The 20,290-nt window shown below is 72.1% G+C and carries 14 protein-coding genes and 1 pseudogene; 6 read left to right on the top strand and 9 right to left on the bottom strand.

The window, feature by feature from the left end:
- Window positions 1-70: 70 nt before the first annotated feature.
- The 3 genes from ACFQ6X_RS04825 to ACFQ6X_RS04815 all read left to right on the top strand — a co-directional run bounded on the left by ACFQ6X_RS04825 (window position 71) and on the right by ACFQ6X_RS04815 (window position 5,077).
- Window positions 71-706 (top strand): YigZ family protein, encoded by a 636-nt coding sequence (locus ACFQ6X_RS04825; protein ID WP_329213347.1) that lies wholly within the window; start codon window positions 71-73, stop codon window positions 704-706.
- A 133-nt stretch (window positions 707-839) separates the two neighbouring features.
- A complete protein-coding gene (locus ACFQ6X_RS04820) occupies window positions 840-2,006 on the top strand; it encodes an exonuclease SbcCD subunit D (protein ID WP_383175924.1) in 1,167 nt (388 codons plus the stop codon).
- Window positions 2,003-5,077, top strand: a complete 3,075-nt coding sequence (locus ACFQ6X_RS04815) for an AAA family ATPase (protein ID WP_383175921.1) — start codon at window positions 2,003-2,005, stop codon at window positions 5,075-5,077. The genes ACFQ6X_RS04820 and ACFQ6X_RS04815 overlap by 4 nt, the downstream gene beginning before the upstream one ends.
- On the opposite strand, the gene ACFQ6X_RS04810 is transcribed toward ACFQ6X_RS04815, so the two are convergent.
- On the bottom strand, window positions 5,067-5,513 hold the full coding sequence (locus ACFQ6X_RS04810) for an Lrp/AsnC family transcriptional regulator (RefSeq protein WP_383175918.1): 447 nt from the start codon (window positions 5,511-5,513) through the stop codon (window positions 5,067-5,069). The two genes, ACFQ6X_RS04815 and ACFQ6X_RS04810, sit on opposite strands and share 11 nt — an antisense overlap.
- 94 nt (window positions 5,514-5,607) lie before the next feature.
- On the opposite strand from ACFQ6X_RS04810, the gene ACFQ6X_RS04805 reads away from it, so the two are divergent.
- On the top strand, window positions 5,608-6,093 hold the full coding sequence (locus ACFQ6X_RS04805) for a rhodanese-like domain-containing protein (RefSeq protein ID WP_383175915.1): 486 nt from the start codon (window positions 5,608-5,610) through the stop codon (window positions 6,091-6,093).
- Window positions 6,094-6,242: 149 nt separating this feature from the next.
- On the opposite strand, the gene ACFQ6X_RS04800 is transcribed toward ACFQ6X_RS04805, so the two are convergent.
- The 3 genes from ACFQ6X_RS04800 to ACFQ6X_RS04790 form a co-directional block, all read right to left on the bottom strand.
- Entirely contained in the window at window positions 6,243-7,136 is an 894-nt protein-coding gene (locus ACFQ6X_RS04800) for an ATP-grasp domain-containing protein (protein WP_383175912.1), read from the bottom strand.
- Between the two features lie 205 nt (window positions 7,137-7,341).
- Window positions 7,342-9,027 (bottom strand): DUF885 domain-containing protein, encoded by a 1,686-nt coding sequence (locus ACFQ6X_RS04795; protein ID WP_383175908.1) that lies wholly within the window; start codon window positions 9,025-9,027, stop codon window positions 7,342-7,344.
- A 68-nt stretch (window positions 9,028-9,095) separates the two neighbouring features.
- The gene (locus tag ACFQ6X_RS04790) at window positions 9,096-9,608 is read right to left on the bottom strand and encodes an Lrp/AsnC family transcriptional regulator (protein ID WP_383175905.1); all 513 of its coding nucleotides are present in this window, start codon (window positions 9,606-9,608) and stop codon (window positions 9,096-9,098) included.
- Window positions 9,609-9,667: 59 nt separating this feature from the next.
- Between ACFQ6X_RS04790 and ACFQ6X_RS04785 the strand changes: the two genes are divergently transcribed.
- A complete protein-coding gene (locus ACFQ6X_RS04785; protein ID WP_383175902.1) occupies window positions 9,668-10,900 on the top strand; it encodes a trans-sulfuration enzyme family protein in 1,233 nt (410 codons plus the stop codon).
- Here the strand turns inward: ACFQ6X_RS04785 and ACFQ6X_RS04780 are convergent.
- From ACFQ6X_RS04780 to ACFQ6X_RS04760, 5 genes are all read right to left on the bottom strand, one after another.
- Entirely contained in the window at window positions 10,818-12,224 is a 1,407-nt protein-coding gene (locus ACFQ6X_RS04780; RefSeq protein ID WP_383175899.1) for a GNAT family N-acetyltransferase, read from the bottom strand. The two genes, ACFQ6X_RS04785 and ACFQ6X_RS04780, sit on opposite strands and share 83 nt — an antisense overlap.
- Before the next feature lie 31 nt (window positions 12,225-12,255).
- Window positions 12,256-15,012, bottom strand: coding sequence for a DUF6493 family protein (locus tag ACFQ6X_RS04775; RefSeq protein ID WP_383175896.1), 2,757 nt, complete (start codon window positions 15,010-15,012; stop codon window positions 12,256-12,258).
- Entirely contained in the window at window positions 15,009-16,400 is a 1,392-nt protein-coding gene (locus ACFQ6X_RS04770) for an SWIM zinc finger family protein (RefSeq protein ID WP_383175893.1), read from the bottom strand. The genes ACFQ6X_RS04775 and ACFQ6X_RS04770 overlap by 4 nt, the downstream gene beginning before the upstream one ends.
- Before the next feature lie 107 nt (window positions 16,401-16,507).
- A complete protein-coding gene (locus ACFQ6X_RS04765; protein ID WP_383175891.1) occupies window positions 16,508-18,103 on the bottom strand; it encodes an alkaline phosphatase D family protein in 1,596 nt (531 codons plus the stop codon).
- A 165-nt stretch (window positions 18,104-18,268) separates the two neighbouring features.
- Window positions 18,269-19,726: a PLP-dependent aminotransferase family protein gene (locus ACFQ6X_RS04760; RefSeq protein WP_383175888.1), complete on the bottom strand. Its 1,458-nt coding sequence runs from the start codon at window positions 19,724-19,726 to the stop codon at window positions 18,269-18,271.
- Between the two features lie 47 nt (window positions 19,727-19,773).
- Here ACFQ6X_RS04760 and ACFQ6X_RS04755 point away from each other — a divergent pair.
- Window positions 19,774-20,187, top strand: a pseudogene (locus tag ACFQ6X_RS04755) (EamA family transporter); the annotation flags it as partial.
- Between the last annotated feature and the right edge of the window lie 103 nt (window positions 20,188-20,290).

The raw sequence follows: 20,290 nt of genomic DNA, 5'->3' as shown, positions 1-20,290 counted from the left end.
ACGGTCCCGCCGGACCATTCCCGTACAGCCGGGGGAGGGGCGGCCGCCGGCCGGCGCATAGGGTGGCCGGATGCAGGAGCAGTACCGGACAGTCGCTCGCGCGGGTGTGCACGAGACCGAGGTCAACCGATCGCGCTTCCTCTGCGCGCTCGCCCCCGCCGCCACCGAGCAGGAGGCGCAGGAATTCGTCGCACGCATCCGCAAGGAGCACCCCACCGCCAGCCACAACTGCTTCGCCTACGTGATCGGCGCCGACGCCTCGGTACAGAAGGCGAGTGACGACGGGGAGCCGGGAGGCACCGCGGGCGTCCCCATGCTCCAGATGCTGATGCGCCGGGAGGTGCGGTACGCCGTCGCCGTCGTCACCCGCTACTACGGCGGCGTCAAGCTCGGCGCCGGTGGGCTGATCCGGGCGTACGGGGGCGCGGTCGGGGAAGCGCTCGACACGCTGGGCACGATCACCCGGCAGCGCTTCCGGCTGGCCACGGTCACCGTCGACCACCAGCGGGCCGGCAAGCTCGAGAACGATCTGCGCGCCACCGGCCGCTCCGTGCACGACGTGCGCTACGCGGAGGCGGTGACGATCGAGATCGGGATCCCGGACGCCGACGTCGAGGACTTCAGGGTCTGGCTCGCCGATGCGACGGCAGGCTCGGCAACGCTCGAACTGGGTGGCGAGGCCTACGGGGATGTACGGGCCGGATGAGGGATCGGAGGCCCCGCGGCATTAGCGTGGTCGGGCCGGCTGCGGAAATCCGCGGCGGGCGGGGGTGCGGGGCCGGTGCGGCTCCGGGGCGGAGGAAGCGGAAGATGCAGGTCGGAGCCGTCGGAGTGATGTCGTGAGGATTCTGCATACCTCGGACTGGCACCTGGGGCGGTCGTTCCACCGCGTCCCCTTGCTCGACGCCCAGGCCGACTACCTCGACCACCTCGTGCGGACCGTACGCGAACACGAGGTCGACGCGGTCCTCGTGGCAGGGGATGTCTACGACCGGGCCGTGCCGCCGCTCGCGGCCGTCAGGCTGTTCGACGACGCACTGCACCGGCTCGCGGCCGCCGGCGTGCCGACCGTCATGATCTCCGGCAATCACGACTCGGCCCACAGGCTCGGCGTCGGCGCGGGCCTGATCGCACGGGCCGGCATCCATCTGCGTACCGATCCGGCGGACTGCGCGACCCCCGTCGTGCTGCACGACGCGCACGGGGACGTGGCGTTCTACGGGCTGCCCTATCTGGAACCCGCGCTAGTCAAGGACACCCTGGGCGCCACGAAGGCCGGACACGAAGCGGTCCTGACCGCCGCCATGGACCGGGTCCGTGCCGATCTCGCCGGCCGGGCCGCCACCACCCGCTCCGTGGTCCTCGCTCACGCGTTCGTGGCGGGCGGCGAACCCAGCGACAGCGAACGCGACATCACGGTCGGCGGTGTCGCCGCCGTCCCCGCCGGAGTCTTCGACGGTGCCGACTACACCGCCCTCGGGCACCTGCACGGCTGCCAGACCGTCACCGAACGGGTCCGCTACTCGGGCTCCCCGCTCGCGTACTCCTTCTCCGAGGCCACCCACCGCAAGACGATGTGGTTGATCGACCTCGGTGCCGGCGGAGAGCTCTCCGCCGAACGCATCGACTGCCCGGCCCCACGTCCGCTCGCACGGCTCCGGGGGCGGCTCGACTCCCTCCTCGACGAGACCGCCCTGGAACGGCACGAGGAGTCCTGGGTCGAGGCCACCCTCACCGACCCGGTACGGCCCGAAGAACCGATGGCCCGCCTCCTGGCCCGTTTCCCGCACACCCTCAGCCTCGTGTTCGAACCGGAGCGTGCCCCGGAGGACCCCCTCGCCTCGTACGCCCAGCGCCTCCGCGGCCGGGACGACCAGCAGATCGCGGAGGACTTCGTGGCACACGTGCGCGGCGGCAGCGGACCCAACGACCAGGAGCGTACGGTGCTGCGCGCCGCATTCGACGACGTACGGGTGAGCGACAGCGTGCACGAGGTGTCCCGTTGAGACTGCACCGGCTCACCCTCACCGCCTTCGGCCCCTTCGGCGCCACCCAGGAAGTCGACTTCGACGCACTCTCCTCGGCCGGCCTCTTCCTGCTGCACGGTCCGACCGGCGCGGGGAAGACCTCCGTCCTCGACGCCGTCTGCTTCGGGCTGTACGGAGCCGTGCCCGGCGCCCGGCAGAGCCCGGGCACCTCCCTGCGGAGCGACCACGCCCCGGTCGACCTGCCGACCGAGGTCCGGCTGGAGCTCACCGTCGGAGGGCGCCGCCTGGAGGTCACCCGCCGGCCTGCCCAGCCCCGCCCCAGGAAGCGGGGCGGCGGCTTCACGACAGAAAAGGCACAGAGCCTGCTGCGCGAGTACGGCGCGGAGAAGGGCTGGCAGGCGCTCAGCCGCTCGCACCAGGAGATCGGCGAGGAGATCGGCCGGCTCATCGGGATGAGCAGGGATCAGTTCTGCCAGGTGGTCCTGCTGCCCCAGGGAGACTTCGCGCGCTTCCTGAGGGCCGACGCCGAGGCACGCGGCAAACTCCTGGGCAGGCTCTTCGACACCCGCCGGTTCGCCGCGGTGGAGGACCACCTGGCCGAGCTGCGCCGTCGGGCGGAAGCGCAGGTCCGAACCGGCGACGAGCACATCCTGGCCCTCGCCCAGCGCATCGCGCAGGCCGCCGGCCCGGCCGCCCGGGAATCGCCCCTGCCCGAGGACCGGCCCGGTGAACCCGGACTGGCCGAGGGCGTACTGCAGTGGGCGGCCGTCGCCCGCGGCGGTGCGGGCGAACGGCTCGACGTCGCCCGGTGCGCACTGTCCGCGGCGGAGGCCCGGAACGACGCCGCGCGCCACGCCCTGGACGCCGAGCGCGAGCTCGCCCGGCTGCAGCAGCGGTACGCGGAAACACGTCGCCGCGCCGCCGGACTCGAGGAGCGCCGCCTCGAGCGCGACCGCTGCCACGAACAGCTCACGCGCGCACGCAAGGCGGACCTCGTCGCTCCGGCGCTCGAGCTGCGCGAGGAGGCCGAACGCGCCCACCGGACGGCGAGCGCGGCCCGTGAACGCTCTCGAGCGGAGCTGCCCCCTGAGCTGGCCGACGCGGGCGTCGAACAGCTCGCCGGCGCTGAGCGCACCCTCCGGTCGGACCTGGGCGCACTCGAGGCGGCGCGCCGCGCCGAACGGCGCAGCAGGCGGATCGACGCCGAACGGGCGGAGATCGAACGGCAGTCACGTGCCGACGACGAACTGATCCAGGAGGCGGCGGACTGGCTGGCCGACTGGGACGGTGTCCACCGGGAACTGCGGGAGCGCATCGAGAGCGCGCAGGAGGCCGCGACCCGTGCCGAGCAACTGGCCGGCCGACTGGACCCTGCGCGCCGCAGGCTGGACGCGGCGCGGCGGCGCGACGCACTCGTCGTTCGGGAAGGGGCTGCCGGGGACAGTCTGACGGCGGCCCGCGAACACGCACTCGCGGCTCACGAGACCTGGCTCGGGCTGCGGGAGCGGCGGCTGCGCGATATCGCGGCGGAGCTGGCCGCGGGGCTTGCCGACGGCGTGGCCTGCACCGTGTGCGGGTCGGCCGATCACCCGGAGCCGGCCCGGCCGCGAGACGGCCATGTGGACCGCGCGACGGAGGAAGCGGCACTCGCCGCGCACCGGCGTGCGGAGCAGTCCCGCGCGGAGGCGGAGCGCGAACTCGGCGTCCTGCGCGAACGGCTCGCCGCTGCGCGGGCGGAGGCTTCGGGGGACCTGTCCGGGGACCTGGCGGAGCCGGAGGACCAGGGGACGGCGCAGGCTGCCGGCCGGGGTACGGCCTCCGTGGCCGAACTCGAGGCGGTCGTCACCGGGCTGACCCGGGAGCACGCGGAGGCGCACCGGCTGGCGGCGGGGATGCACGGCGCCCGGGAGGCACTCGCCGCCGCCGAGCGGGAGCACCTGGGACGGCTCGACGCCCGGCAGCAGGCCGAACGGCGCGCAGCGGCCCGTGCCTCGCAGCGGGAAGCACTCGAGCGCGAACAGGCCGCGCTGGAGGCCGAACTGTTGACGGCACGGGGGGCGTCGGGCTCCGTCGCCGCACACGCGGACCTCCTGGAGCGGCGGGTCTCCCTGCTCGCCGATGCCGCGGATGCGCTGCGGGCCGAACAGAGCGCCGCGCAGCGCCGCAAGGAGGCCGACGGCACACTCGCCGATGCCGCCTTCCGGGCCGGGTTCGACACCCCGCAGGCCGCTGCTTCGGCGCTCGTCGACGGCACCGCCCAGCGGGAACTCCAGCACCGGATCGACGCCTGGCAGGCGGAGGCCGCAGCCGTCGCCGACCGGCTTGCCGAGGAGGACGCCCGGGCAGCCGCCGCGCACCCACCCGCGACGCCGGATGCCGCGCAGTCGGCGTACGACGCTTCAGGACGGCTGCTGCGTGACAGCGCGGCCGCGCTCGCCGCCGCCCAGGAGCGCTGCACGGAGCTCGGCCGGCTCTCCCGGCAGACCGCGGACGAGGTGCGCAGGATGGGGCCGCTCCGGCAGGAGCACGAACGGGTCGCACGCCTCGCCGGGCTGACCGCGGGCACCTCGGCCGACAACGAGCGCAAGATGCGGCTCGAGGCGTATGTGCTCGCCGCCCGCCTGGAACAGGTCGCCGCAGCCGCGACAGCCCGCCTCCAGCGCATGTCGTCGGGCCGCTACACCTTGGTCCACTCCGACGCGCGGAGCGGTGGGCGCAGAGCAGGACTCGGGCTGCACGTCGTGGACTCCTGGACGGGCCGCGAGCGCGACACGGCGACCCTGTCCGGCGGCGAGACGTTCTTCGCCTCGCTCGCCCTCGCGCTCGGCCTCGCCGATGTCGTGACGGACGAGGCCGGCGGTGTCCGGCTGGACACGCTCTTCATCGACGAGGGCTTCGGCAGCCTGGACGAGCAGACACTGGACGAAGTCCTCGACGTCCTGGACTCGCTGCGCGAACGCGACCGCAGTGTCGGCATCGTCAGCCATGTCGCCGATCTGCGGCGCCGCATCCCGGCACAGTTGGAAGTGGTGAAGGAACGGCACGGGTCGGCGGTGCGGCATCGCGCCGCGGGCATGCTCAGCGGCTGATCGCCCGGCGGGGGAGCGGCGAGGAGTACACGATGCTGGTGGTCACGGAGCCGAGGGTGCCGATCCTCCCCGTGACCTCCTCGAGGTGGCGCATCGAACGGGCGGTCACCTTCAGTACGAAGCAGTCGTCCCCGGTCACGTGGTGTGCCTCCACGATCTCCGGCGTCGTTTCCGTCAGATCGTGGAACGGCTTGTAGTTGCCGTTCGGATAGCGCAGCCGTACGAGGGCCAGGATCGGCATCCCGAGCCGCTCGGGGTCCACCACCGCGGTGTAACCGCTGATCACCCCGACCTCCTCGAGGCGGCGGACCCGTTCGGTGACGGCGCTCGGGGACATGGCCACCGCGCGGGCCAGCTCGGCGAAGGTCGCGCGTCCGTCGCGTTGCAGCACCTCGATGATGCGCCAGTCCGTGGCGTCCGGGGAATAGTCGGTCATGGTCCACAGACAACAGGGCGATCCCCGGCAGATCAAGCGATGTGCCGGGGATCGTCACTTCCGGCAGACGATCACCGACCGTAGATTTTTGGACATGACCTCACAGCTCACCCCTACGGACAACCCCGTCCTGCGCGTGGCGCCGGCGACCCCCGCAGCCGCTGCCGCGTATTTCGGCGCCTCGCTGGCCTTCCACGCCGACGTCTCCGACGTGGCCGCTGCACTGGCGGCCGGCGGCGACCCGGGCTTCGTCGTGCTGGATTCCCGGTCCACCGCCGCCTGGGACCAGGGACACGTTCCCGGCGCGGTGCACCTGCCCACCGCACTCGTCGCGGAGCAGGCGCCGGGACTCCTGGACCCGGCGGTACCTGTGGTCACCTACTGCTGGGGCCCCGGCTGCAACGGTGCGACCCGCGCCGCGCTGGCCCTCGCCGAACTCGGCTATCAGGTCAAGGAGATGCTCGGCGGATTCGAGTACTGGGCACGCGAGGGCTTCGAGTTCGAGACCTGGCAGGGCCTGGAGCGGCGGACCGCCGACCCGCTCACGGCACCGGCCGATGCCGACGACTGCGGCTGCTGATGCCCGCCCCGGGCTGACGGCTGCCGCTGCTGCCCACCTGGCCGGGTCGGCGCCCGCGAGGCAGACCGCAGCGCCCTCGCGACCGGCCGGGTCGGCCCGTGAGACCGACCGGGTCAGCCCGTGCGACGTGCCGGTCGGCGACGTGCCGGTCAGCGCCTGCGGGACCTGCCCGCGGCATGGAGGAGGGCAGCGAACACGGCCTCCCCGTCGTGGCCGGCAGGCAGTCCGCTGACCTGCCCGTCGCCGACCTCCACCACCCGCCAGACCCCGTCGTCACGCAGGGCCATGTCCGTCGTCACCCAACGGCAGTCGAGGCCGCGCACCGCCTCACCGACGGCGTCGAGCCCCGGCGAGGGCACCTGGGCGGGCGTGTCGGGGTGGGCGGTCACCAGCACGGCCTCACCGTCCACCCACCACACCCGGGCCTCACCGCCCGGAACGAACGACTCATAGGTACGCAGGACCACACCACCGGTGAGGAAGTCGCCCTGCAGCTCGACGAACCGGCCGACGACCGAGGCGAGCCGAGGACCGTCCGACAACTCCGGTACGAAGCAGGCCTCGTCCCACTCGTGCTTGCGGGACTTCACGAAGTCCTTCACGATGCCCGCCCCGGAGCCGAGAGGCCCGGCGAGGCGTGACCAGAACTCCGGGCCGGCGGACGCGGCGTCGTCGGGCGGCAGCGAGCACCAGACACTGTGCGGTGTGAGACCGGCGAATGTCCCGTACCAGCCGGGCAGTTCATGCGCGGTGCGGTACGCGCCGGCATCCGTGAGGAGCGAGCAGCCGCGCCCTGCCAGCGCCCCCTCCAGTTCCTCGTAGCGTTCCGGAGGAATCATCCAGCCGCGGTACCAGAACGGCCCCGAATCCCGCGGGACCCGCCCGACGGACGCTTCCGGGTCCCCGGCGAGCAGCGCGTCGTGATCGACCAGGACGACCTGCGCACCCGCCCTGCGGGCAGCGCCGGCCTCCTGCGCGAACTGGGGGTCGGGGCGTCCGGGGCGCAGAGGGTCGGAGCAGAACAGGAAACCGGTCGGCGTCATGCGGAACCGTTCTCGATCTTTCGCTCGGGACTTCGGCGGAAACGGGAGGGAGCGTGCAGGGGCGGGGGTGTCGCGGGCGGACAGGGCCGGTGATTCCACCGGTCCCGTCGGCCGCGCGGACCGGAACGCGGAACCCGATCCGCGGAACCCGATCCGCGGAACCCGATCCGCGGAACGGATCCAATTCAGGGCGTTCGCCCCGGCGTCAGATCCTGGACAGCTCGTCCACCAGATCGTCCAGGCCGAGCGAACCCTGCGAGAGGGCCGCCATGTGCCAGGCCTTGAGGTCGAACGCGTCACCGTGGGCCTTGCGTGCGTTCTCCCTGCCCAGCAGCCAGGCGCGCTCGCCCAGCTTGTACCCGATGGCCTGCCCCGGCATCGACAGGTAGCGGGTCAGCTCGCTCTCCACGAAGTCGGCGGGCCGGCCGCTGTGCCTGCCGAAGAACTCCTGGGCCAGTTCCGGCGTCCACCGCTCGCCCGGGTGGAACGGCGAGTCCGCGGGGATCTCCAGCTCCAGGTGCATGCCGATGTCCACGATCACCCGGCAGGCACGCATCATCTGCGCGTCCAGATATCCGAGCCGCCGCTCGGCGTCGGGCAGGAAGCCCAGCTCGTCCATCAGCCGCTCCGCATACAGCGCCCAGCCCTCGGCGTTGGCACTGACATGGCCGATCGACGCCTGATAGCGGGAGAGGCTGTCGGCGACGTGGGTCCACTGGGCGATCTGCAGATGGTGGCCCGGTACTCCCTCGTGGTACCAGGTGGACACCAGGTCGTACACGGGGAAACGCGTCTCGCCCATGGTGGGCAGCCAGGTGCGGCCGGGCCGGGAGAAGTCCTCGGAAGGACCCGTGTAGTACGGAGCTGCGGCTCCCCCCGCCGGAGCGATCCGGGACTCCACCTTCCTTACCCGCTCGGCGAGTTCGAAGTGGGTTCCGTCGAGCGCGTCGATGGCTTCGTCCATCAGCCCCTGCAGCCACACACGGACCTCGTCCACGCCCTCGATGTGCTTGCCGTGCACATCGAGATGGGCGAGTGCCTCCCAGGGGCCGGAGCCCGGAAGGATCTTGTCGGCCTCGGTCCTCATCTCGGCCAGCAGCCGGTGGTACTCGGACCAGCCGTACGCGTACGCCTCGTCGAGATCGAGGTCCGTGCCGTTGTACTGGCGCGCCCAACGTGCGTAGCGCTCACGGCCGACCGTGTCGGGGGCGCCCTCGATCGCGGGGGCGTAGACCTCCCTCAGCCACCCGCGCAGCGCGAGGAGCCCCTCGGTCGCCCGGCGTGCGGCGTCGTCCAGCTCAGCGCGCAGCGACTCCGGACCCGGGGCCACGAATTCCTGGAAGAACCCGGTGCCGTTCTCCCCGGCCCAGGTGCCGAGTTGCTCGATGAACGTGGCTGTCGGGCGCGGGCCCGCGTACAGCTTGCGGTCGAGACCGAGCGCGAGCGAGGCACGGTATCCCTCCAACGCCGCCGGGACCGCGAGCAGTCGGTCCACGACCGCCGCCCAGTCCTCGTCCGTCGCGGTCGGCGTCGCCGTGAAGACGTCCCGCAGGCTGTGCGCCGGTGAGTGGATGTTGGAGATGGTCCGCAGGCCCTCCTCGGTCTCGTGGATGGCGAGTTCGGCCGTCAGACGCTCGCGCAGCAGCCGCGCGCAGCGCTGCTCGGCGTCGGTGTCCGAGCCCGGCGCCTGCTCGGCGGCGTCGAGCTCCACCAGGGTGCGGCGGATCAGCTCGGCAACGGCTTCCTGGCCGGCCGGAGAGAAATCGGGCAGCCGGCGAGAGCTTTCTGCGACACCCAGGTAGGTACCGGTGATCGGGTCGAGTTCGATGAACGCGTCGACGTAGGCGTCGGCGACCTGGCGCGGCAGCGTGCTGCTCGATGTGTCTGACATGTGGACATCCTCATACGGCGAAGGGCTCTGCGTCACCCGGATAGGACTTCGGTCGCCGTGGAGATCCATTACGGCGTTGTGGAGTCGGGGTGCACCTCGTTGGGGCCTGCGGTGGGCGGCAGCAGCGGACCGCACTCCCACTGCTGGAAGATCAGCCGCGTCTCCACCCGCGCCACCTCACGTTGCGAGGTGAACTCGTCCAGGACCAGCCGCTGCAGGTCCGCGGTGCCGGCCACGGCCACATGGACGAGGTAGTCGTCGGGCCCGGTGAGGTGGAAGAGCGCGCGGGACTCGGGCAGTGCGCGGATGCGTTCGACGAACGGTCCGATGAGTTCCCTGCGGTGCGGTCTGACCTGCACCAGGAGCAGCGCCTCGAGGCCCCGGCCGAGCCGCGCAGGATCGAGCCGCAGCTGGTGCCCGAGGATGACGCCGGAGCGGCGCAGCCGGGCCACCCTGTCCAGACAGGTGGACGGCGCCACCCCGACTTCGGCGGCCAGCTCCCGATACGTCATCCGTGCATCGTTCTGCAGCAATCGCAGAATATGCAGATCCACCGGGTCCAGAGCGACAGATTCAGCCATCGGGCGAACGTAACACGGGATTCTCGCCCTACTGGCCGGTCACTGTTCAGAGTAGTGACATGGACACCGAAGCCTCCTCGCTGACATCCCCGGCCCCCCTCCGGTCCAGGGCGCTCGCCACCGAAGCCGTGCACGCCGGACGCGACGATCTCGCCTCTCTCGGACTGCACGCCGCGCCCATCGATCTGTCCACCACCTACCCCTCGTACGACTCACGGGGTGAGGCCGAGCGGATCGATGCCTTCGCCGCCACAGGAGCCAGGCCGGACGGGCCGCCCGTCTACGCCCGGCTGGACAATCCGACGACCGCCCGCTTCGAGACGGCACTGGCCCGTCTGGAGGGGACCGAGAGCGCTGTGGCCTTCGCCAGCGGAATGGCGGCGCTCAGCGCCGTGCTGCTGGCCCGCGCGAGCATGGGGCTGCGCCATGTCGTCGCCGTCCGGCCGTTGTACGGCTGCAGCGACCACCTCCTCGGCGCCGGGCTGCTCGGGACCGAGGTGACCTGGACCGATCCGGCGGGCATCGCCGAGGCGATCCGCCCGGACACCGGGCTGGTGATGGTCGAGACCCCGGCCAACCCCACGCTGGCCGAGATCGACATCCGGGCGGTGGCGCACTCCTGCGGTTCCGTACCGCTGCTCGTCGACAACACCTTCGCGACACCCGTCCTGCAGCGTCCGGTCGAGCACGGTGCCCGGGTCGTGCTGCACAGCGCGACCAAGTACCTCGGCGGCCACGGCGATGTCATGGGCGGGGTCGTGGCGTGCGACGAGGAGTTCGCGGCGAAGCTCCGGCAGGTCCGGTTCGCCACCGGTGGCGTGCTGCATCCGCTGGCCGGCTATCTGCTGCTGCGCGGCCTCGCCACACTGTCGGTGCGGGTCAGGGCCGCGTCGGCGAGCGCCGCCGAACTCACCCGCCGGCTCTCCGCCGACCCCCGCATCGCACGGGTGCACTACCCGAAGCTGGGCGGCGCGATGGTCTCGTTCGAGGTCTACGGGGACCCGCACCGGGTGATCGCGGGAGTCGGGCTCATCACGCCCGCCGTGAGCCTCGGCAGCGTCGACACGCTGATCCAGCATCCGGCCTCCATCAGCCACCGCATTGTGGATGAGGGAGACCGGCAGGCCGCGGGCGTCGGCGACCGGCTGCTGCGGATGTCCGTCGGCCTGGAGGACGTCGAGGACCTCTGGGCCGATCTGTGTCAGGCGCTCAGCGACGGGCCTGCGGTGTCTGCTCGGTCTGCCCGTGCGGGGCGGCCGGCAGGACTGGAGTCGCACCCAGCCGGGCTGTGATGACGAGGGTTCCTTCTTCGATCTGGTAGTCGAGGGGCAGCGAGAGCGCACGCATGGCCGCGACCATGCCGGTGTTGTGCGCCTGGGTGACGGCGTACACGCTCTCGCAGCCCGCCTCGACGGCCAGGGCCACCAGCCGGCCCAGGAGTTCGGAGCCGATGCCCCTGCGCTGCCAGTCGTCCTCGACCATCAGGGCGACCTCGGTCTCGTCCCCGTCCCAGAGCAGGTGGCCGAGCGCGACCAGCCTGCCGGAAGCCGTCTGAACAGTGAGGGTCCGGCCGAAACGCGGGCTCAGCAGGTGGTCCAGGTAACGGTCGGCGTCACGCACCGGGCCGTGGTACCGCAGACCGAGGGTGCGGTCGGAGCAGCGGTCGTGCATGGCGCGGGCGGCAGCGAGGTCGCTGCGGTCCGCGCGGCGCACCGTGATCTCGTTGCCCTCGGGAAGAGTGAGGACGTCCTCGCTGCGCGGGACACGCGGCCCGAGACGGGCATCGAGCTCCACCAGGGCGCGGGCCCTGGCGAATTCGGTCGGGGTGAACGGAAGATAGGGCCGCTCGACGGTGATGACGCCGCCGGAGGGATCGCGAAGCCTCATCACGGTCTCCTCCAGAACTCCCTCCACGGGAGCACTCTCCCCGGTGGGCCGCCCCGTGATCGACAGGGCCGGCAGCGAATGGATGGTGCAGCGGCCGAGCAGCTGGCGCAGCGCGAGAGGAAGCTCCGCCGCGTCCAGAGCGGTGCGGGTCGCGAGGCCGAGGACCCTGGTGGGCGCGTCCACCAGGTCGTGGGCGTCCGCTCGCTCGATCCAGGTGGCGGACCCGCCCGCGGCGGAGATCTCCCGGGTGAGCTGCTGAGCCGGCAGCGCTGCGGGCGCCCGCAGCAGGAACTCGTCGACCGTGCCCTCCGCCAGCGGGTGTGTCTGCAGCGTGAGAATGTCGATCCGGTGCCGGGCCAGGGCGATGCAGAGGGCGGCCAGGGTGCCGGGAGTGTCCCGCACCGTCGTCCGCATCCGCCACAGCACCGTCTCCAGGTCCTCCTCCACGCCGGAGGACGCGAGCGCGCCGTCCGTGTCGCCTGTGTCCGTATCGGTCTCCGGCGGCGGGGCGTGGCTGTGGCGTCGTGCCCACCATGTGTGGAACGCCGCTGTGACCGCGAGGGCCACGGCCGAAGCGACCAGCAGGTACGGGCCGTCGGGGGTGTGCCCGATCAGATTGGCGATCGCGTCGGCCACCGCGACCGCTGTGAAGAGGGCGGCCAGCTCGATCAGGTCCCGCCGCCAGTGGTGGGGGCGGCGGGCACTCTTTGCGGATGTCACATCAGTCATGTCCTCACGGTGACCGAACGGTGTTGCCTGATCACGAACGCATTGTGACTGATGGGTTACGTGTGGATCTGGCGTCTATCCATACCTTTTGGCTGCCCCCGTCGACGGTCTCCCCGCCGCACCCCGGTCCGGACGCCGCCAGCAGCCGGGCGGCCTGCCGCACCAGCTGCGAGGACCCCCGCCGGCCGGCCGTCGCGGCGAGGCCGGCGATCGGCTCCGCGGCCACCGGTCCGCAGCGTTCCGCGCACGCAGCCGCCACGGCCAGGATGTCGCCCAGCCCGTGCGGCGCCTTCTCGTAGGCCAGCAGGCTCGGCAGCGCTGCCGTCAGCACCGAGAGGACCGTCCGGTTCGCACCGGTGGCGGCGGCTGTACGGGCCGAGTCCGCGAGCCGGTTCGGCTTCACGAGATCGTGGTCGACGAGAATGGCGAGCTCCCGGCCGAGCAGCCCCGCGTCCAGGCGCCCCTGTGCGGCGAGTACGAGGAGGGTGTCCACCGCCGAGAGGCGGTCCTCCGCATGGCGTGCCCCCAGCCCGTACGCCAGGGCGAGATGAATGGCATCGGCGGCAGGTCCACCCGCCTCGGCGAGTCCCGGGAGGACCCAGGCCCCGCCGTCCGGGCCGTCGTCGGCGCCGTGCATGAGGGTGGGTATCAGCCAGGCCGCCAGCGCCTCGCCGTCTTCGGGGAGGGCCGCGAGCCAGTGCTCCGAGCGTGCGGCGGCCCAGTGGTAGCAGGGACTCTGATCGGGGTAGTGCGGCCTGCCCAGCCAGTGGAACGCCCGTGGGAACTCCTGCTGGATGTCGAGGCGTTCCTTCGTGGCGAGCAGCACCCGCCGGGTCCCGGTGGCGGACCGCTGCCACCAGGTACCGGAGGTCGGACGGTCGCTGTCGGACCGGTGCCGCAGGACGGGTGCGACCGGTGTGTCCGCCCGCAGCCACGAGGCGAGCCGGTCGCCCTCCGCCGTGCCGAGCAGGGCGGCGTCTTCCGCTGCCCGCAGGCTGTCGGTCCTTCGCACGCGAAGCAGCGCCTGCGCGAAGTCGGCGGGCCCCGGCCGGACGCCGAGCCGACGGTAGGCACGCAGCCTCTCCACGAGCTCGTCGGCGTCCAGAGAACCGGTGTGCCAGGTCGGCGTGGCCAGCAGGAACGGCACCTGCCCCGTCGTCGCGAAGGCGGCCGCCTCCCACAGCCTCGCGTACATCACCCCGTCCAGCGCCGCGTGCGGGCAGGTGCCCGCTGCCGTCCAGCGGTTGCGTCCGTCGTGAACGGACCGGAACGAGATCCGGCCGAGCAGCGATGCGGCGACAAGATCGAGACCGCCGGGATTCCTGGTGAACCACCGGTCCACCTGCTCCTGGCGAAGGTCATCGAGCCACCATTGTCCGGCCATGGCCTCGCGCAGTGCCTCCGTCAGCGCCGTACGGTCGGTCCGGGCATGACGGATCAGCCCGTCGAGCGCGCGCTCGAACGAACCGACCTCCCGTGAACCGGAGTTCACGAGGGCGGCGACCTCCTCGACGAGCTCGGCCACCGTCCCCGGAGCCGGTCCGACGAGACGCGCGGCGGGCACCGGCGGCAGGGTCTCCTCGTAGGGCCCCTCCGCGGGTCCCTCGTCCAGCAGGTCCCCGAACACCTCCTGGGCGGCAGCACGGTGCATCGGTCCCAGCTGCGCCGCGGCAACGGCGAGATCCTCACGCACGGCCCCACCGGCCGAGCGGAGATGACGTGCCGTCAGCTTCAGGGCCCGCTCCTGGATGTCCATGTCCTCGTGCCCGAAGGCCTCGGCGACGACCGGAAGCAGCTCGTCGGCGGTGGACGCGTCCCGGCGCAACACCTTGCCGATCAGTATCAACTGGGTCCGCACCAGCTTCTTCTCCGTGCGGAACAGCACCGATCCCGAGACCTCGGCGAGGACACGCGTGGGCAGTTCCCCGCGGGCGTCCAGCCGGGAGAGGACCTCCTGCGCATGGCCCGCGACGATCGGAATGCCGTCCCCGGCCATCCCCGACCAGTCCGGGACACGCGCACTCTCCTCCTCCTCGGTCAGGCCGAGCGCACGCACCACGGCCAGGTAGAACCGCAGACTCCCCGGCTTTCCCCCACGCAGCAGACGCTTCACGGCCCCGTCGACCAGGACGGCACGGTCCAGCACCCCTTCCGCAGCCAGCGTCGCCAGTGCGGCCGGCCAATGATCGCCGGAGTCCGGATCGTCGTACCAGTACAGGGTGGACGGTGGCTCGGACCCCTCGAACAGCCTCGGCACCATGGTCCTGAGATGCGGATCGGCGCGCAGGATCTCGATCAGGGGGTTCCGCTTGTTGCCGTGCCACCTGCTGGAACCGACGTACGACAGCCAGGCCTCAACGATGGTGTCCGTGACCGGCATCGGGCACTGCGCGATGCGCACCAGTTCGGCGACGAACCGGTAGTCGGCGTCCGTCGAGGCCATCGACGGACGTGCGGCCAGCCGATGGGCGAGGTCGGCGAGCCAGGTCGGATCGCGGTCCGCGAGGACCTTCAGGACCAAGGGGTACGGAGTGCTCGACCAGTCGCGCAGGTCTCTGCCGCCGATCCAGGCCGCGCAGGCCGCAGCACCGGTGTGACACCCCGCACCCGCGACCAGCAGCGTGTTCTGGACGGCTGCACGCTGCTGCCAGTCCCAGCCCCGGGCCTCCTTGCGCATGGACTTCAACTCGGCGAGGGCAGCCCTGCGTCCCGCGCGGTCGAGTCCGGCCACGAGTTCGGGCACGGCCTGTTTGCGGCCTTCCCGGACGGCCGCGAGGAGCTCCTTCATCGCACACCGCCCGCGACCGGGGTGCCGCCGGCAACCGCGGCACCGCGGCGGACCATACGGACCGCCAGCGCGTGCTTGCAGGGACCGCGACGTCCTCGGTAGTCCGCCCACCACTGGCAGGTACAGCTCAGCACCCCGTCCCTCTCCCGTACCTGATAGCGGCGTTCACCGGAGGAGACGGCCGCCAGCTCACCGTCGACGACGACCGCTCCCGAACCGGCCAACTGCCGCGCCGCGACCAGACGCGGATTGTGCCGCTCGGCCCGGCGCGCGTCGTACGGAAGCTCCCGGTGGAAGTACGCCGCGTTCGCGAGGTCGTACCCCACGCGCCCGGCCGTGCCCAACCGGGTGAGCGCCGCCCGGATCCGTTCCACCGTCAGCCCCGACTGCTCGGCCAGATCGGCGGGTTCGATCCTGGGCTCCCACGCCAGCAACACGGACACCAGTTCGGCATCCGCCGCGGCATCGTCCGTGGCCAGCGCCTCCAGCACTCCTCCCTCACCGGAGAACCCGCGGGACGCGTCGGGCGACAGGGTCAGTGTCAGCCGCATTCCCGGCAGCACCACCTCCCAGGCGCTCGCCGTCGCCGCACCGTCGGCCACCGGACCGTAGATCCGCAGAGCCGTCGCATGCCGCAACACCCGCTGCAGCGCGACCAGTCGCTCCGGACCCGGCAGGCAGACCGCGCCCGCGACGGGGCGGGTCGTCGGCCGCAGGGTCTTCCCGGCGGGCACGACCCACTGGGCTCCCCGCGAGGCGTTCCCCGAGGAGCGCGGCAGCGAACGGAGGAACCGTACAGCCTCCGCCGCCGGAAGCTCGGCCCTCAGATCGAAACCGGCGGACACCACCTGGGCCTCGGCGAAACCGCGCAGCCAGCGGCCCGGCAGCGGCACCTTCTTCTCCACCACCGGGCCGTCCACGGTGGTCACCGCCATCTCGTCGGGCCCGACCCGCAGATGCAGCGGATCGTCCGTGGTTATCCGCGACAGCGCCTCACGCAAGGGGTGGTTGACATCCACGTTCGTCGTCCCGTGCCCCGTCTCCGCCCCGTCGAGGCCGTCCTGCAGCACATCGAGGCGCGCGTACACCCCGCAGCATCCGGAGAACGACTCGAAGCGCAGCCGGTCGCCGTTGCCCGTGACCACCGGGTCGAGGGACGACGGCAGCATCCGCTGGTAGTAGCGGGCGGACGCCACATCGGCGACGGCCAGGAGCCCCCGCGCGGCGATCCTCGGCGACGTGAGGAATCCGGAGAAGAACCGCGGGTGCGCCTCGGTGCCGCGCGGCGTGAGACCGCCCGCGGTCTCCAGTCCGAGCAACTGCCCGGCCTGCGAGGACTCCAGGACGGACGGGCGTGAGTAGGCCAAGGCCTGAACGGATCGGGTCATGGGAAAACCGTAGGACCCGCCACTGACAACGGCCCCGGACGCGAACCCGGGGCCGGTCCTCGATGCCGCCGCTCACCAACCCGGGGCCGGTCCTCGACGGCGCCCGCTCACTGCCCCGTATGCCCCGGCTGCAGCACCTTGGTGAACAGAACCGTGCCACCCTGCGCCCGCAGCCGCACCGTCAGTTCCCCGCTCCCACCGTCGATGTCGACCTCTCCGAAGAACTGCGGGGACTCCATGGGCGACACGTTCGCCCGGTCCGGCGCCCGGACGAAGACCCGCTCGGGGCCGAACGTGCCGTCGAGCGCGTTGGCGGGGAAGCCGCCTGCGGCCAGCGGACCCGAGACGAACTCCCAGAAGGGTGCGAAGTCCTTGAACGCCGCACGCTCGGGTGAGTAGTGCTGGGCGCTGGTGTAGTGCACGTCGGCGGTCAGCCAGACCGTGCCCGTGATCCGACGGTGCTTGATGTACCGCAGCAGCTCGGCGATCTGCAGCTCACGTCCCAGCGGTGCGCCGGGATCACCCTGGGCGACCGCTTCGAAGTTCGTGGCCCCGTCGGGGACGACCAGGCCGAGCGGCATGTCCGCGGCGATCACCTTCCACACCGCGCGCGACTGCGAGAGCTCGCGCTTGAGCCAGCTCAACTGCTCGGCGCCGAGGATTCCGGTGGTGTCGTCGGGCTGCCGGCCGGGGGAGTTGGCGTTGCGGAAGGACCGCATGTCCAGGACGAACAGGTCGAGCAGCGGGCCGTGCCGCACGACGCGGTGCATGCGCCCTTCCCTGGACGAACCGTGCGCGGAGGAGCCGTGCAGGGCCGACGCGGGGAAGTACTCACGGAACGCGCGCATCGAGCGGGCGGCCAGGAGATCCACGTTCTTCTCCGTGTAGCGCACGTCGTCGAGGATCTGACCGGGGTACCAGTTGTTCCGGACCTCGTGGTCGTCCCACTGGATCACGGAGGGAACCTGTGCGTTGAACGCGCGCAGATTGTCGTCCAGCAGGTTGTACCGGAAGTTACCTCGGTACTCGTCGAGGGTCTCGGCGACCTTCGACTTCTCCTGGGTCGTGATGTTGCGCCAGGTCCGGCCGTCGGGCAGCGCCACGCTCGGTTCGAGCACGCCGTCCGCGTAGATGTTGTCGCCGCTGCACAGGAAGAAGTCCGGGTCCAGGCGCCGCATTTCGTCGTACACCACGTAGCCGCCGATGTCGGGATTGATGCCCCACCCCTGGCCCGCGATGTCACCCGACCACAGGAAGCGCACCCCCTCGCGGCGCCTGGCGGGGGCGGTGCGGAAGGTTCCGTACACCGGCTTGCTTGTACGGCGCGGGTCGTGCGGGTCCGCGAGCGTCACCCGGTAATGCACCTGCTCGCCTGCGGGCAGGCCGTACAGGGGGGTCGTGCCCGTGAAGTCCGTTCGGGCCCCGATCAGCGGACCGTGCCATCTGCGGGCCCTGCGGAAGGACTCGGTGGCCGACGTCTCGACCAGCATCCGGGCCGGTCGGTCCGAACGCACCCATACCAGGGCCGACGACGCCGTCACATCGCCCACCTGCACACCCCATGTCGCGCTCGGCCTGCCCGAGAGCGCGAAGGCGGGAGCGGCGGCCAGGGTGGTGGGAACGGCGGCCGCGGCCGAGGCGAGCAGCGAGCCGCGCAGCACGGTGCGACGGCCCGGGGCCGGTACGCGAGGACGGTTCGACATCGGGTTGCCTCCAGGGGCGACGGGACGGGCGGCCTGCCGGAACGGCCTTGCACGCATGGCTGGTTGCCGACTCATGCCTAGTGCCTGGCGGCAGCCGGAACGCCAACCCCGGATGAACAGGCGGCATGTTCCTTCCAAGGACGGAACATGCTGCCCGTTCCTTCCCTAGGACGCCTTGAGCCCGTGGGCCAGCAGACGGATCCCGTGCGCGATATCGGCCGGGGCCAGATGCGCGTAGCCGAGTACCAGACGGACCGCGGGGTCCTCGGTGCCGGCCGTCCCGTAGTCGCTCAGCGGGCGCAGGGCGATCCCGGCCGCCGCCGCCCGGACCAGGATCTCCGTGCGGGAGCCGCAGCGTTCGGGCAGACGGGCGATGATGTGCAGCCCCGCGGCGATCCCGCTGACCTCCGCCCCGGGAAAGTGTTCCGCCAGCGCAGCGGTCATGGCGTCCCGGCGTTCCCGGTACGCGCGCTGGCAGCGGCGCAGGTGACGGTCGTAGCCGCCGCGGGTGACGAAGTCCGCGAGGACGGCCTGGTCGATGGCGGGATTGCCGAGGTCCATGGTGCGCTTGCGGTCGACGATCTCGTCGGTCATCGACGCGGGGGCGATCAGCCAGCCCAGCCGCAGTCCCGGCGCCAGCGACTTGCTCACCGAGCCCGTGTACACGACATGCTCCGGGTCCAGACCCTGGAGAGCCCCGACCGGTGCCCTGTCGTAGCGGAAGTCGCCGTCGTAGTCGTCCTCCATGATCACGGCCGAGGAACTGCGGGCCCAGTCGAGGAGCCTGCTGCGCCGCTCGGCCGAATAGGCGATCCCGGTGGGGAACTGATGCGCCGGGGTCGTGACGAGAGCGCGCACGCCGGAGCGCAGCAGGGGTGCCACGGCGAGTCCCTCGTCGTCCAGCGGAAGCGGGACCGTCCCGAGCCCTGCCGAGGCGAACAGCGTGGCGTGCTCCGGGCTTCCCGGGTCCTCGACGCCGACCGCCGCGGCGCCGCGCGCCCCCAGCACGAAGCCGAGCAGCGTCGTCGCCTGCGCCACCCCCGAACACACCACCAGCCGCTCGGGATCGGCCACCACCCCGCGGCGCCGCGTCAGCAGGGCGGCCAGCGCCTCGCGCAGTTCCGGAAGCCCGCGCGGGTCCGGATAGCCCAGAGCACTGTGCGGCAGCCGGCCGAGGACCGCGCGGTGGGCGGCGCCCCAGGCACTCCGCGGGAAGAGGGAGAGGTCGGGGGTGCCCGGGCGGAAGTCCACCCGTACGCCCGGCGCACGCGGCGCCAAGTCACGCGCCCCCTGGGCGGCCGGCCGCACCCCACCGCTCACCCAGGTGCCCGCGCCTCGGCCGCTGCGCAGATAACTCTCGGCCGTGAGCTGCTCGTACGCCTCCGTCACCAGACCGCGTGACACCCCGAGGTCGGCGGCGAGTTCACGGCTGGCCGGAAGCCTGGTCCCCGCCGCGAGCCGGCCCGAACGCACGGCCTCGCGCAGCGCCGACTGCAGAGCACGCCCGCGCCGGCGGGCGGGCGCGGAGACTGCGGGCACCAACAGCTCCCAGGCGGCGGTGGCGAGGGGCCGCTCTTCCTGAACGCCCGGGTCGGGTCGCGAATTGGTCTCCGAAGACGTCATGGAAGTGGACCTTAAACCGGACCGCGCCGGAACCTAGCGTCGGTTCCATGAACGCTACCGAGCTGCGCGGCGCCCTTCTCGCTGCCTTCGCCTGCACCCTGGTCGGTGCCTCCTTCACCGCGAACAGCCTCCTCGGCGACTACCCGTACGCGGGCGGACAGGCACTGAGGTACGGCCTGGCCGCACTGTTACTGCTCCCGCTCCTGCGCAGCGGCGGCACGTCGGGGCTCGCAACTCTGCGTACCCTCACACGCCGTCAGTGGGGCCGCCTCGCGGCCCTCGCGGCCATCGGCATGGTCGGCTTCAACCTGGCGGTGCTGGCCGCCGAACGCTCGGCGGAGCCTGCCGTTCCGGGCGTGTTCGTCGGCTGCGCGCCCATCGTCGTGGGCGTCATGGTGCCTGTGATGGAAGGCCGCCGCCCCTCCCGGACCGTCCTGTACGCGGCCGGCTTCGTCGCCGCCGGGGCGTTCACCGTCCAGGGCTGGGGCCGCACCGACCTGGCGGGCATCCTCTTCTCGACGGGCGCGCTCGCCGGTGAGGTCGGCTTCGCGGTACTGGCCGTGC

It is taken from the genome of Streptomyces sp. NPDC056452, from assembly GCF_042796085.1.
Lineage (GTDB): Bacteria > Actinomycetota > Actinomycetes > Streptomycetales > Streptomycetaceae > Streptomyces.
This window is presented reverse-complemented; position numbering and strand designations above follow the sequence as displayed.